Annotated in this window: 7 protein-coding genes (1 of these 7 running past the window's edge); 4 read left to right on the top strand and 3 right to left on the bottom strand. The window is 62.4% G+C overall.

Annotated elements, in window-relative coordinates:
* The first annotated feature begins 36 nt into the window (after window positions 1–36).
* The 4 genes from glcD (at window position 37) to DXT77_RS03260 (ending at window position 5,525) form a co-directional block, all read left to right on the top strand.
* The gene (gene glcD / locus DXT77_RS03275) at window positions 37–1,536 is read left to right on the top strand and encodes a glycolate oxidase subunit GlcD (RefSeq protein ID WP_119426612.1); all 1,500 of its coding nucleotides are present in this window, start codon (window positions 37–39) and stop codon (window positions 1,534–1,536) included.
* Window positions 1,536–2,600, top strand: coding sequence for a glycolate oxidase subunit GlcE (gene glcE, locus DXT77_RS03270; RefSeq protein ID WP_119426611.1), 1,065 nt, complete (start codon window positions 1,536–1,538; stop codon window positions 2,598–2,600). Before glcD ends, glcE begins: the two co-directional genes overlap by 1 nt.
* Window positions 2,601–2,603: 3 nt before the next feature.
* Window positions 2,604–3,836, top strand: a complete 1,233-nt coding sequence (gene glcF / locus DXT77_RS03265; RefSeq protein WP_119426610.1) for a glycolate oxidase subunit GlcF — start codon at window positions 2,604–2,606, stop codon at window positions 3,834–3,836.
* A gap of 915 nt (window positions 3,837–4,751) precedes the next feature.
* Window positions 4,752–5,525 (top strand): helix-turn-helix transcriptional regulator, encoded by a 774-nt coding sequence (locus tag DXT77_RS03260; protein WP_119426630.1) that lies wholly within the window; start codon window positions 4,752–4,754, stop codon window positions 5,523–5,525.
* Window positions 5,526–5,588: 63 nt separating this feature from the next.
* Here the strand turns inward: DXT77_RS03260 and DXT77_RS03255 are convergent, their stop codons facing one another.
* The 3 genes from DXT77_RS03255 to DXT77_RS03245 all read right to left on the bottom strand — a co-directional run.
* Window positions 5,589–7,547, bottom strand: a complete 1,959-nt coding sequence (locus DXT77_RS03255) for a MacB family efflux pump subunit (protein WP_119426609.1) — start codon at window positions 7,545–7,547, stop codon at window positions 5,589–5,591.
* Window positions 7,548–7,549: 2 nt separating this feature from the next.
* A complete protein-coding gene (gene macA, locus DXT77_RS03250) occupies window positions 7,550–8,698 on the bottom strand; it encodes a macrolide transporter subunit MacA (RefSeq protein WP_119426608.1) in 1,149 nt (382 codons plus the stop codon).
* A 66-nt stretch (window positions 8,699–8,764) separates the two neighbouring features.
* Window positions 8,765–15,264, bottom strand: partial view of a non-ribosomal peptide synthetase gene (locus tag DXT77_RS03245; protein WP_119426607.1) — the 3' end only. The gene runs 8,149 nt beyond the window's last position; only the last 6,500 of its 14,649 coding nucleotides appear in the window; the start codon falls outside the window, past its right edge — the gene reads right to left on this strand; its stop codon occupies window positions 8,765–8,767.

Genomic DNA, 15,264 nt, shown 5'->3' with positions numbered 1-15,264 from the left:
GCTCGCACCCGATAACAAAAACCAAGGGGCGCCCGCATGAACATTCTCTACGACGAACAGATCGACGGCGCCCTGCCAGAGGTCGATAAAACCGCGCTGTTGCAGGCGCTGCGCAGCCAGTGGCCGGCACTGGAAATCCTGCATCAGCGCGAGGATCTCGCACCCTACGAATGCGACGGTTTGTCCGCCTATCGCACCACGCCGCTGCTGGTGGTTTTGCCCCGGCATCTGGATGAGGTGCAGGGCATTTTGCGCACCTGTCATGAGATGAGCGTGCCGGTGGTTGCACGGGGTGCCGGCACCGGATTGTCCGGCGGCGCGTTGCCGCTGGAAAAAGGCGTGCTGCTGGTGATGGCGCGCTTCAACAATATCCTGCACATCGACCCGGCCGCCCGCACCGCGCGGGTTCAGCCCGGCGTGCGCAATCTGGCGATATCCCAGGCTGTCGCTCCGTTCGGCCTGTATTACGCGCCGGCCCCTTCCTCGCAGATCGCCTGCTCCATCGGCGGCAATGTTGCGGAAAACGCCGGCGGCGTGCATTGCCTCAAGTACGGCCTGACCGTGCACAACCTGCTCAAGGTCGAGATCCTGACGGTCGAGGGCGAACACCTCACGCTCGGCTCCGATGCGCTCGATTCTCCCGGTTTCGATCTGCTGGCGCTGTTCACCGGCTCCGAAGGCCTGCTGGGCGTGATCACCGAAGTCACGGTCAAACTGCTGCCCAAGCCGCAGACCGCCAAAGTCTTGCTGGCCGCATTCGATTCCGTGGAAAACGCCGGCCGCGCCGTGGCCGACATCATTGCCGCCGGCATCATTCCCGGCGGCCTGGAAATGATGGACAACCTGGCCATCCGCGCCGCCGAGGATTTCATCCACGCCGGCTACCCGGTGGACGCCGAAGCGATTTTGCTTTGTGAGCTCGATGGCGTTGAAGCCGACGTTCACGAAGACTGCATCCGCGTGCGCCAGGTGCTGGAGAATGCCGGCGCGACGGAAGTGCGTCAGGCCAGGGACGAAGCCGAGCGCGTGCGTTTCTGGGCCGGTCGCAAGAATGCCTTCCCGGCCGTGGGCCGCTTGTCGCCGGATTATTACTGCATGGACGGCACCATCCCGCGCCGCGAACTGCCGGGCGTGCTGCAAGCCATTGCACAGCTGTCCGCCGAATATGGCCTGCGGGTGGCGAACGTGTTCCATGCCGGCGACGGCAATATGCATCCATTGATTCTGTTTGATGCCAATCAACCCGGCGAGCTGGAACGCGCCGAAGCCCTGGGAGGCAAAATCCTCGAATTGTGCGTGAAGGTCGGCGGCAGCATCACCGGCGAGCACGGCGTGGGCCGGGAGAAAATCAACCAGATGTGCGCGCAGTTCAACAGCGATGAGCTGACCCTGTTCCACGCCGTCAAAGCGGCGTTCGACCCCGGCGGCCTGCTCAATCCGGGCAAGAACATTCCGACCCTGCACCGCTGCGCCGAATTCGGCGCCATGCATATTCATGCCGGGCAATTGCCCTTCCCCGAGCTGGAGCGTTTTTGATGGTCCGAGAAAAGGATGTCGACGACAGCGCCGCGCTGCTCGATCAAGTCAATCAGGCGTTACAGGACGCCACGCCCCTGCGGATTCAGGGCGCCAACAGCAAGGCGTTTCTGGGGCGGATCGTTGCCGGAGAAGTCCTCGACACCCGCACCCATCGCGGCATCGTCAGCTACGACCCGACGGAACTGGTGATCACCGCACGCTGCGGCACACCGCTGAGCGAACTGCTCGCGGTGCTGGATGCTTCACAACAGATGCTGCCATGCGAACCCCCGGCCTTCGCCGACGATGCGACGGTAGGCGGGATGATCGCCAGCGGACTGTCCGGCCCGCGGCGGCCGTGGTCGGGGTCGGTGCGGGATTTCGTGCTGGGTACGCGGATCATCACGGGTCATGGCAAGCACCTGCGTTTTGGCGGTGAAGTCATGAAAAACGTCGCCGGTTATGACCTGTCGCGGCTGATGGCCGGCAGTTACGGTTCGCTGGGAGTGATTACCGAAGTCTCGCTGAAAGTCCTGCCCAAACCCCGCGAATGCCTGAGCATCAGTCTGGAAATAGACAGCGAGCGTGCCTTGCAGCGCCTGGCGGAATGGGGCCAACAACCGTTGCCGATCAGCGCCGCCTGCCACGATGGGCAGCGTCTGCACTTGCGTCTGGAAGGTGGCGAAGGCTCGGTGGCGGCGGCCCGTGATCGTCTCGGTGGCGAACTGCTTGATGGCGCCTATTGGTCAGATCTGAATGAACAGCGCCTGGATTTTTTTGATGAGGACCGGCCCCTGTGGCGCCTGTCGGTGCCGAACAACACCCCGCCGCTGGCCTTGGCCGGTGTACAAATGCTCGACTGGGGCGGCGCCCAGCGTTGGCTCAAATCAGGGGCCGAGGCTGCTCTGATTCGCCAGGTGGTTTCGGCTGTTGGCGGGCATGCGACCTGCTACAGCCATGGTTTGATCGACGCGCCGTTTCATCCGCTGCCACCTGCCCTCCTGCACTATCACCGTCGCCTCAAGCAGCAACTCGATCCTCAGGGTATCTTCAACCCCGGTCGCCTGTACGCGGAGCTTTGAGCCATGCAGACCACTCTCAGCGAAGAAGCCCGACAACTGCCCCGCGCCGAAGAAGCCGAAAGCATCCTGCGCACCTGCGTGCACTGCGGCTTCTGCAACGCGACCTGCCCGACCTATCAGTTGCTCGGCGATGAACTCGACGGCCCACGGGGTCGCATCTACCTGATCAAGCAAGTGCTGGAAGGCAACGAGGTCACCCGCAAGACCCAACTGCATCTGGATCGTTGCCTGTCTTGCCGCAATTGCGAAACCACCTGCCCCTCGGGGGTGGATTACCACAACCTGCTCGATATCGGCCGCGCCGTGGTGGATGCCGCCGTACCGCGGCCCATCGGCCAACGCTTGTTGCGCGGAGGTTTGCGCGCAGTGGCGCCCGATGCCTCTCTGTTCAAGGGACTGCTCGGTGCTGGCCGGTTCTTCCGCGCGCTGTTGCCCGAGACTCTGCAAACCAAACTGCCGCGCAGCACCTCTGCAAACGAGCGCCGACCGGTAACCCGGCATGCCCGCCAGGTGTTGATGCTTGAAGGCTGCGTGCAACCGGGTCTGTCGCCCAACACCAACGCGGCGGCGGCACGGGTGCTGGATCGATTGGGGATCGGCATTACACCGGCGCAGAATGCCGGCTGCTGCGGCGCCGTGGACTATCACCTCGATGCCCAGGCCAAAGGACTTGAGCGGGCCCGCAAGAACATCGACGCCTGGTGGCCGGCCATCGAGCAAGGCGCCGAAGCGATCGTGCAGACCGCCAGCGGTTGTGGCGCGTTCATCAAGGATTACGGACATTTGCTGTGCACCGACCCGACGTATGCCGAAAAGGCGAAAACCGTCAGTGCGCTGGCGAAAGACCTGGTGGAAGTGCTGCGCGAGGAACCGCTCGAATCCCTTGGCATTCATGCCGATCAACGCCTGGCTTTCCACTGCCCCTGCACCTTGCAACACGCACAGAAACTCGGAGGTGCGGTGGAGTCGGTGCTGACCCGGCTGGGCTTCAACCTCACGACCGTGCCGGACGCCCATCTGTGCTGCGGCTCGGCGGGCACTTATTCGATAACCCAGCCCGCACTGGCCCGGCAACTGCGCGACCAGAAGCTCAATGCACTGGAAAGCGGTCATCCGGATGTCATCGCTACCGCCAATATCGGCTGCCAGGCCCACCTCGACGGCGCGGGACGCACGCCGGTCAGGCACTGGATCGAGTTGGTGGATGCCACGCTGCCCTTGGTGAGCTACGCGTAGGATTGCTGGCGGTGGTCAAACGACGGGCGAAAAAAAACCGCCTTTGCGGGGCGGTTTTTCGGTAGGCCTCAGTTTGCGGCTGGGGCCTGTTTTGTCTCACGGACAGAACTGACGTGCCGGAATACTATTAATCTTTGGTCTTCGTTGCAACGTTATTTTGCGTGCTACACGAAGACAAGGAAGATGCTGACGGACGTGAACCACCCAAAAACATGCTGACAGAAATAACGAATTACAAAACATATAAAACCTTTATCCATGATCCTCAAAATCCCGCCACAAGACAGGTTAATATGCCAGCGCTCATTCGCCAGTATGTCCATAAGGTTTGGCTGGAACCATAACGGTTTCATGCCCTTCGACACGGTTTTGCACCCGTGCCGGAATGATGGCTCGGAGGGATCACAACCGGCCGCCTCATGGACAGAACTGACGTTTATGTCCGAAGGCACACATGATCCGGTAAGTGCGCTGGAGGATTGGCCCCCGACCTGGAGGCCAAAACGTATGAAGCTTTTGCTGCGTACGCTGAGCCTCGTATGGAGATCGTTTCAAGCGTTTCGCTTTTACGAGTTCCTGCGAGACCACTTTGACAACCTGAGGTAACGGTTGTCGATGCGGGAAAAAGCCCGTTTTGGCTTCGGCTGAAACGGGCTTTTTTTGCTCTTTAAAACTGTCATTTGTAGGATTTTTTATAAAATTATTCCTGTTCAGCTGTAAGGCATTTCTCTGACAGCTGTCATCCCGACATCCTCCTCACCGTCAGTTATGAGCTAATAGCACCTTCATTAAACCGTCGCTGAAACGTTGTACTAGGATAGGATCCAATTTCCTGATTCGCTGTCGCCGGGCATGGAGCTGTTTTCCGGTGGTTCAGGAACACGAGTACCACACTGCAACTCATGGATGAACGACATGAACTCACAGCTGTTTCCTCACATTGGCAAGGTCATCGCCAGCACTGGCAGCCGACATTTCCCACGGATGCTGCATGACCTGATCCTGACCCAACTGGCGGTGGACGCCACGCATATCCGGCAGATGCGCGTGGAACCGGTCGGACGCGCGCAACCGCGCGGCGAACCCGAATGCATCAAGGAAGCGCCACTGCCGGCTGAAACGGTGTATTCCGAACTGAGCACCCTGCCGAGTGCCAATGATTTGCCCGCCCCCGAGCCCTCGACGGTCACCGACGCCTCGCAATTGCACCTGACCCGACGCAAGGACGGTTACCGCTATGTGATCTCGGTCTACCGTTGCGGCCCGGCAAAACGCTTCTCCGCTCACGAGCGCAGTTTGTTGCAGGACATTTCCCCAGTGCTGCTGCCGATGGTGGAAAAACACATCAACGCCCTGCAACCGGCGAACACTGATGCCCAGGGGCAATCTCAGGAGCAATCGGATTCCACCCTGCTGGGCCTGGAAACCCTGCGCCTGCGCTTTTGCGAACGAGTGGAGCAACTGGGGCTGAGCCTGTCGAACCGCGAAATGGAAGTGTGTGTCGGTCTGCTGGCCGGGCGCACCGCGCCTGAACTGGCCGAACAGTTGCAACTGAAGGTCAATACCGTGGAAAGCTACCTCAAACGCGCAGCCATCAAACTGGGCATCAGCGGACGTCACTCGCTGATGCGCTGGATGTATTCGCCGAAGGACTGCCCGGCAGCCTGCGGCCCTTCGAACGCGGCCTGAAGGCTCACACGCCTCTGATGAAACCGCCCTCCTGCAAAGGACGGCGGTTTTTTCTTGCCCGCTTCAATCCCGGGCCAGCGCCTCGATCGGATCGAGCCGTGACGCATTGCGTGCCGGCACGAAGCCGAACACGATACCGATCAGGGTCGAGCAAATCACGGCAGTCAGTACCGAGGTGAGCGAAAACACCATTTCCCATTCCTTGATGAACAGCGAGAACAGGTGGCCGATGGCGTAGGACAGGGAAATGCCGATGGCGCCACCGAGCAGGCAGACCATCACCGCCTCCACCAGAAACTGCTGGCGGATGTCCGACTGCCGCGCCCCGACCGCCATGCGGATGCCGATCTCACGGGTACGCTCGGTGACCGACACCAGCATGATGTTCATCACGCCGATACCGCCCACCACCAGCGAAATCACGGCGATCAGCGACAGCAACAGCGCCAGTGAGCGGCTGGTTTTCTGCACGGTCTGCATCACGCTGTCGAGGTTGTTGGTGAAGAAGTCCTTGGTGCCGTGGCGCTGCAGCATCAGTTTGTTGACGTTGTCTTCCACCACTTTGCTCGGCTGACCGTCCTTGATCCGCACACTGATGCTGTCCAGATAACGCTGGCCCAACAGCCGCCCGGCTGCGGTTTCATAAGGCACCCACACGTTGAGCGACTTGCTCGACGAGAAGATGTTCTTGTTCTCCGCCGCCACACCGATCACGGTGCACGGCAGATTGCCGATCAGGATCACCTGTCCCAATGGATCGACGCCCTCGCCGAACAACCGATGGCGAGTGTTGTGATCGATCACCACCACCTGTGCCTGACGCCGGGCATCGCTTTCACTGAACGGGATGCCTGACTCCATCTTGATTCCGCGCACCTGGAAATACAGATCGCTGACGCCGTTGACCTGCGCATCGAGGTCGATATTGCGATAGCGCAGCAACAGATTGCGCCCGACCACCGGCGTGGCGCTGTCGACGTAGTAGAGCTGATTGAGTGCCGTCACATCCGCCGGCACCAAGGTTTCAATGGCCGCCGAGCGACTGTCGCCGAAACTGGTGCCGGAATAAATATCGATGGTGTTGCTGCCGATGGCCTGAATGTCCTTGAGTACGTAGCGCTTGGCCCCTTCGCCGATGGCCGAGATCGATACCACCGAGGTGATACCGATAACGATCCCGAGCATGGTCAGCAAGGTGCGCATGCGATGGGAGATCAGTGCGACCCAGGCCATGTTGAACGCTTCCTTGAACAAGCCGAAGCTGGCCACCAGACGTCGTGCCGCACCGGATTTACGCGACACGGCGTCTTCGTTGGTCAGTGCCGTGGTGTCGCGCTCGTTGCGGCGGTCGCTGAGGATTTCGCCGTCGCTGACTTCGATGATGCGCTCGGCGTTGGCGGCGACCTTGGGGTCGTGAGTCACCAGAATCACCGTGTGCCCGGCGGCGTGCAGCTCCAGCAGAATCCGCATCACCTCCTTGCCGCTGGTGGTGTCGAGGGCGCCGGTGGGCTCGTCGGCGAGGATCACTTCACCGCCGTTCATCAAGGCCCGGGCGATACTCACTCGCTGCTGCTGACCGCCCGACAGCTGGCTGGGGCGATGCGTCAGGTGCCCTTCCAGCCCCAGCCGTGCCAACAGCTCACGGGCCCGGGCGTGGCGCTGCGGCTCCGGTGTGCCGGCGTAGATCGCCGGCATCTCGACGTTATGCATCGCGCTCAGGTGCGGCAGCAAGTGATAGCGCTGGAAGATGAAGCCGAAATAGTCGCGACGCAGTTCGGCCAGCGCCTGATTGTCCAGATCCCGGGTTTCCCGGCCGTTGATCTTGTAGCTGCCGGCCGTGGCGTAGTCGAGACAGCCGAGGATGTTCATCAGGGTCGATTTGCCGGAGCCCGAAGCGCCGATGATCGCTACCATTTCCCCGGCATGGATCGTCAGGTCGATATTCTTCAGCGCCAGAAATTCACGGTCGCCCGCGGTGAAACTGCGGCTGATGCCGCTCAGTTGCAGCAGAGGTTCGGTCATGCTCATGCCCCTGCCACTTTCGCCACCGGATCACCGATCACCACCCGGTCGCCTTCGGCCAGACCGTCGTTGACCTGCACCTTGACGTTGTTGTTGATCCCGGTCTGCACATTGCGCGACTGCGCCTGACCCTTGGCGTCCAGCACCCGCACCGGGAAGCTGCCATCGTTGTTGCGCGGACCGAGTGCCGCCACCGGAATCGTCAGCACCGATTTGGCCGTGTCGAGCACCACGCGCACCTGCGCCGTCATGGAAATACGCAGGCGATGATCCGGGTTCGGCACTTCGAACAGCGCGTTGTAGAACACCGCCGTGTTCTGTTTCGGCGTGCCGGCGGGCGGGGTTTCGAGGAAGTTCTGCGGCGCCGGCTCGGTGCCGCGCAGCTTGCCGTAATAACGTTTGTCCTCCCCCAGAATGGTGAAATACACCTCCTGCCCCGGCGCGATGTGAATGACATCGGCCTCCGACACCTGAGCCTTGACGGTCATGGTGTCCAGGTCCGCCAGCTTCAACAGGATCGGCGCCAGTTGGTTGGCGATCACGGTCTGGCCTTCCTGGGTGACGATGCCCACCACGTCGCCGTCGATGGGGGCGACGATCCGCGTGTAAGCCAGATTGACCTTGGCCGTGTCGATCTGGATATGCGCGCTCTTGATCTGCGCATCCAGCGACAACAGATTGGCCTGTTGCACCTCGTAGTTGGATTGCGCAGTTTCGAAATCCTGCCGCGAGATCGACGCGTCTTCCTGCAGATTCTGATAGCGCTCGTAGATTGCCTTGGTCTGGCGCAATTGAGCCTGAGTCGCCCGGCGCTGGGCTTGCAGGTTTTCCTCGTCGACCTGCGCCTGACGCAGCGTGTTCTGCAACACCAGCGGGTCGATTTCCGCCAGCCACTGGCCTTTCTTGACCTTGTCGCCGACCTTGACCTTCAGCGACTTTAACTGCCCCGAGACCTGGGCACCGACGTCCACCTGCTTGATACCTTCCAGCAATCCGGTGGCCAGCACCGCGTTTTCAATGTCACCGCGTTCAACCGTGGCGGTCAGGTACTGCGGTGCTTCGGCCGGTGCCTGCACCGTGTAGAACACCAACCCGGCCACCAGCGTCAACGCGATTCCCAGACCGACTTTGCGCAACTTCGACTGTTCCATAAATGACCACAATTCCGTTCAGGGTTGAGCCCGGCCAGCGGCCGGGTTCCAGGATAAAAACTTCAATCAGGACAACACTTGACCCGCCGCCACCGTCAGCCCGTCATGCCACCACGCCGCGAGACTGAAGACGTTGGGCGCCTTGAGGATCGTGAAGTGGTTGCCGGGGCCGTACCACACCGCCAGATCCCTGGCCTCGCGCTGCCAGCCTTCGAGCATCGCGGCCTGTTCGCGCTGGTTGCCCGTTGCGTCCAGCGTCGGGTCGTCCACCAGTGCCAGACGCACCGGTCCGGTGTAGGCCAGCGCCGGCTGATAGACCGTGCGCAGTGCCGTGGCGAAGGTACGCACCGGGCCCTGCATCGCGTCAGCTGACGAGCGTTCGGACAGCACACCGGCATGCACCATGCCGTCATGCAGCAGATGCATTTGCGTGGCGTCATCGGCTTCAGCGAAGGCCAGCGCATCGATGCCCAAAGACTTGCCGCTGGACAGTTGCAGCGACTCGATCAGCCGCAACAACGCCGCCGTCGTGGTGTACGGTTTGCCCACGACGCTGTTGCCACCCGGCGATTCGCTGTCGATCAGGGTCAGGGACGCCACCTCGCGCCCCGCCGCCTGCAACTGCGCCGCCATGGCGTAGGCCACCCAGCCACCGAACGAATGCCCGATCAGATGCACCGGCCCTTGCGGATACAACTGCTCAAGTGCCCGCAGGTAGAACGTGGCCGCACTTTCGACCCGGCTGTGGGGCACGGTCGCGCCGTCGAGGCCCCGGGGTTGCAGGCCGTAAATCGGCCACTCCGGCCCCAGCGCCTCGGTCAGATGGATGAACCCGGTGACACTGTCACCGGCCCCCGGCACACAGAAAATCGGCGCATGCCCGGCGTGACCGGTCTGGATCGTCAACAGCGGCTGATACGCCCGGGATTCGATCACTGCCGAGGCCTGAACTGCCTGACCGAGCGCCTGACCAAGCACCTGCACATGCGGCGCCTGCATCATGCTCTGGTGATCGCCCGGCACGTCGATGCAGTGCAACAGCGTGGCCGGCACTTCATCCGACCAGCCCAGGGTCGGATGACGACGAGACAGCTCCGTCGGATGTTCCTGAGCCCGGAACAGGTAAAGCGGCAAGCCCAATGGATTGATCCGGTAATGCGCCAGCGCATGCCCATGGGCGACCTCGCGGTCGAGGTAATGCCAAAGGTCTTGCGGTGCAGCGGCGGCCATCTCCGGATGCAGCAATTGCTCGTCCCGGCAGCGTTGCAACAGCGGCTGGAAGTCGATCTGTTCCAGTTCGGTCTGCAACAGCGCCAGATGCGCCAGGGCGGCTTGCCCCGCGTCGCCAAGAGAGGCCCGGTACATCGTGCAGTGCTGCAGCAACTGGCGCTTGTGCGCATGCTCGTCGCTCCAGCGCGCCTTGCCCTGATCGGTCAGGCGCGGCACGAAACTGTCGATCAGGCCAACGAACGCCACCGTCTCATCCATACCGAGCAACTGCATCGCCACTTCATAGGCCAGCACCCCGCCGAACGACCAGCCGGCCAGACGATACGGCCCCAGCGGCTGCACCGAACGGATGATCTCCACCATGCGCGCCGCCAGGCATTCCATGGTGCGCAGCGGTGCCTGGCCGAACGGGATGCCCGGCAGGCCGTAGATCGGGAAATCGCCCTCGATGTGCAGGCCCAGCGCCGGGAAGTACGCGTCCATCCCGCTGAACTCATGTATCAGGAACAGCGGCGTGCCTGCACCACCGGACCGCACCACGACCAGTTCGTCATCCTGTTGCTCTGCGCCGGTGCGCTGGCTGAGCAACGTGCCGAGCGACTCGATGCTGGCGTGCTGGAACAGCTCGGCCAACGTCACTTCCAGGCCGTTCTGTTGCATCAGGTTGACCAGACGAATAGCCAATAGCGAGTGGCCGCCGAGTTCGAAGAAGTTGTCGTGACGACCGACCTGTTCGACCTGCAACACCTCGGCCCACAACTGAGCGAGGGTTTCCTCCAGCGGATTGGCCGGAGTCTCATAGGCACGACTGAGCAGCGCGTCCTGCGCCGGGATCGGCAAGGCTTTGCGGTCCACCTTGCCGTTGTTGTTCAGCGGCAAGGCGTCGAGTTGCACCCAGGCCGAGGGCACCATGTATTCCGGCAGGCGTGCGTGCAATTGGCTGCGCAGGCTGGCGCTGTCGACACCCTCCTCGGCCGTGAAATAGGCCACGAGGCGCAGCGGTTCCTGGCCGTCCTGACGGGCCAGCACGATGGCTTCCCTGACCCCTTCGCAGTTCAGCAGGCGGTTTTCGATTTCCCCCAGTTCGATGCGGAAACCACGGATCTTCACCTGATCGTCGTTGCGACCGATGCATTCCAGTTGTCCCGGTGCCAGCCAGCGTGCGAGGTCGCCGGTGCGGTAAAGCAACGCGCCCGGTTGATCACCGAACGGGTCTTGCAGGAATTTTTCGGCGGTCAGGTCCGGGCGATTCAGATAGCCCAGCGCCACGCCCTGGCCGCCGATGTACAGCTCGCCGGTCACGCCCATCGGCACCGGTTGCTGACGGGCGTCGAGCACATAGACCTGGGTGTTGGAGATCGGGCCGCCAATCGGCACGCTGTCGGCATCGTCCGCCACTTCGCGCACTTCAAAAGTAGTCGCGTAGGTGGTGGTCTCGGTCGGGCCATAGCAGTGGACGATGCGCAGGTCTGGCGCCTCGGCCAACAAGCGGCGGAAAGCGGCCGGGTCAGCGCGTTCACCGCCGCACAGCACCATGCGCAGGCCTTTGAGGGCCTCGGGAATCAGTTGCACGTACTGGTTGAACAGCGCGGTGGTGACGAACAGGATCGTGGCACCGGTGTTGGCCAGTTCACGTCCGAAGGCTTGCGGATCAAGCAAGGTCGCGTGATCGATCACCACCACTCGCCCACCGTTGAGTAGCGGGCCCCAGACGTCCATGGTGCTGGCGTCGAACGCCGGATTGGAAGCGAATGCCACGCGATCCTGCGGGTTGAAATCCGCATAGCCGTTGTTGATCACCAACCGGCCAATCGCCCGGTGCGGCACCATCACACCCTTCGGTGTGCCGGTGGAACCGGAGGTGTACATGATGTAGGCCACGGATTCAGAAGACTGTGGCAGGTCCGGGTTGTGCGTCGGTTGCGCGTCGACTTTCAGCGCATCGAGGTCGATCCGACGCACGCTGTAGCCGACTGACTCGGTGCTCAAGGTCAACAGCGCTTTCGCCCCGCAATCCTCGACCAAGAACGCCTGACGCTCGGCCGGCGCATTGATGTCCAGCGGCACATAGGCCGCCGCACATTTGCCGATGGCCAGTTGTGCGATCAACAGATCCAGCGAGCGCGGCAACAGGATCGCCACGTGGTCGCCCGGTTGCACGCCCTGTCCGATCAAGTAATGGGCCAGGCGATTGGCCCGTTGATTCAACTCTTCATAAGTCAACGCCGCGCGGCCATGCACCACCGCCACGGCTTGCGGATGCTTCGTCACCTGCAGCTCGAACAGACGATGAACCGTCAACGTCGCCGGGTAATCCCGCTGTGTGGCGTTGAACTCGACCAGCAATTGCCGCCGCTCATCCCGCGGCAAAATCGACAACTGATCGATGCCCAGTTGCGGCGTCCGCTCCAGCGCCTGCAACAGGCTCTCGACCGCAAGATCCATGTAGTCGCAGATCCGACCGGCGTCGATCCCGGCCATGGTCAACGCGGTCAGGCTGAAGTCTTCGCCCAGGTCATCGACGCTCAGGCTCAGGCGGTAGTTGCTGTGTTCTTCGGCATCGAGCAACTGCATGCCCTGCCATGCCGCCACGACTTCGTCGGACGGCGTGCCCCCGCCACCACTGTGACGGTAATTGAACAAGGCATTGAACAGCGGCACCCCCGGCGCCATGGCGCTGCAACGTTGTACCAGCGCCAGTGGCGCGTGTTCGTGATGCAGCAATCGGTTCAAGCGCTGATGGGTCGCCAACACGGCTTCTTTCACCGTTTGCCCGTCCAGATCGATGCGCAGCGGCAGCGTGTTGATGAACACGCCCAGCGCCCGCTCGGCACCTTCACCACCGTGCAAGCGGCCGAGCATCACGGTGCCGAACACCACGTTTTCACGCCCCGACAGTTGCCCCAGCACGCTGGCCCAGGCCAGGTGCATCAGGCTGGCAGCGCTGATGCCCAGACGCCTGGCCTTGGCCCTGACCCGCTGGCTCAGCGCGGTGTTCAGCAGCCGCTGCGCATGCCCGTTGCCACCGTCCGCGACAGTGCCCTGGCCATACGGCAGGGTCGGCTCGTCGATATCGCCGAGCATGTCGCGGAAGAACGTCTCATGCTCCTCCTCGCTCAGCCCCGAGCGAGTGCGGGCGACATAGGTGCGATACGGCACCGGTTCGGCCAGTTGCCGCACCTGGCCGAGCAGGACCGACTGCATCTCGTGGCGCAGCACCTCCAGCGCAATGTGGTCCATGACCAGGTGATGGAACAGCAGCAGCGCCACTACGCGCCGATTGACCGCGTCCCAGCTGTGCACCACGCGCATCAGCGGCGCCTGAGTGACGGCCATGCGGTAGTGCCGGGTATCGAACCGGCTGCGCAGCTGGCTCAATGCATCCGTTTCACTCTCGTCCAGCTCCACCGTTTCACACACCAGCGACGCCTGACGCCAGACCACCTGCACCGGTTCCTCCAGCCCGTCCCAGAACAGCGACGTGCGCAGGATGTCATGGCGCTCGATCACGGCCTGCAAGGCTTCGGCGAACACCCGCATACGGGACTCATCGGCAAACGCGAATTGCGCCTGCAACACATACGGATCGCCCTGAGGTGCCGACAAGTGATGGAACAGGATGCCGGCCTGCAACGGTGCCAACGGATAAATGTCCTGCACGTTCGCGGCGCCACCGGGAATGCTGGCGACGATGCGGTCGATGGCGGGCTGATCCAGTGCAACCAGTGGCAGCATGTCAGGGGTGATGTGTTTGCAGTCCGGTGCAATCCCGTTGGCCGGGATAGCGATCTCCACCTCATCACCGACAGCAGCCGCCAGCGCGGCGAGCGTCGGCTGGCTGAACAGCACACGCACATCGGCCGTCAGCCCGACATGACGCATCCGCGCCACCAGATTGACCGCCATCAGCGAGTGTCCGCCCAGTTCGAAGAAGTTGTCGTGGCGCCCTACCCGCTCCGCGTTGAGCAACTCGGCCCAGAGCCCCGCCAGCAGGATTTCCACCTCGCCGACCGGGGCTTCGTATTCGCGAGTGATGACCGACGCCTGATCCGGCACCGGTAGAGCCTTGCGGTCGAGCTTGCCGTTGGGACTCAGTGGCAATGCATCGAGATGCACGAACACCGCCGGCACCATGTAATCCGGCAGGTGTTCCAGCAGATGACCGCGCAGCACCTCGATTTCCAGACGCAAACCCGTGTAGTACGCCACCAAACGCTTGTCCCCCGGCACGTCTTCACGGGCCAGCACCGCGGCTTCCTGCACGCCGCGGATGTCGGTCAGGCGGGACTGGATTTCGCCCAGTTCGATGCGCAGGCCACGGATCTTCACCTGATCGTCGTTGCGGCCCAGGTATTCGATGTTGCCGTCGGCCAGATAACGGGCGACGTCGCCGGTGCGGTACAGGCGGCCGTTGGGCTGGAACGGGTCGTTGAGGAACCGCTCGGCGCTGAGTTCTGGACGGTTCAGGTAACCGCGAGCAACCTGCACGCCGCCGATGTACAGCTCGCCGACCACGCCTTGCGGCACCGGTTGTTGCTGGGCATCGAGGATGTACATCCGGGTGTTGGCGATTGGTTTGCCGATCGGCGTGTTGTCTGGCGTGGTGTCGACAGGTCCGGCGCAATCCCACGCGGTAACGTCCACTGCCGCTTCGGTCGGGCCATAGAGATTGTGCAAGCCACTGTTCGGCAATTGCTGCTTGAAGCGCCGCACCAGACTGCCCGGCAACGCCTCGCCGCTGCACATCACCTGACGCAAACCGTGGCAACGTGCGGTGTCGCCATGAGCGAGGAAAACGTCGAGCATCGACGGCACGAAGTGCAGCGTGCTGATGCGTTCGCGTTCGATCACATCGCTCAGATACAGCGGATCCTTGTGACCGCCGGGACGGGCCATGACCAGTCGCGCACCGGTCATCAACGGCCAGAAGAATTCCCACACCGACACGTCGAAGCTGAACGGGGTTTTCTGCAGCACTGAATCTTCAGCCGTCAGGCGATAAGCGTCCTGCATCCACAGCAAGCGGTTGACCACCCCGCTGTGCTCGTTGATCACGCCTTTCGGCTGCCCGGTCGAGCCGGAGGTATAGATCACGTAGGCCGTGTGCTGCGGAGTCAACCCATCGACCGAAGGGTTATCAGCCGACAATGATTGCCAAGTGTCGTGATCCAGATCGACCACTGGTACCGCGACCTCACCCAGCAACGCGCGGGTCGAACCCTGCACCAGCACCGCCGACGGCGCGCTGTCCTCCAGCATGTAGGCCAGACGCTCCAGCGGATACGCCGGATCCAGCGGCACATAACCGCCGCCAGCCTTCAAAATGGCCAGCAACC

Source organism: Pseudomonas sp. 91RF (assembly GCF_003576265.1).
Classification (GTDB): domain Bacteria; phylum Pseudomonadota; class Gammaproteobacteria; order Pseudomonadales; family Pseudomonadaceae; genus Aquipseudomonas; species Aquipseudomonas kribbensis.
Note: the sequence above shows the minus strand (reverse complement) of the source record. Positions and strands in the feature narration are given on the sequence as shown.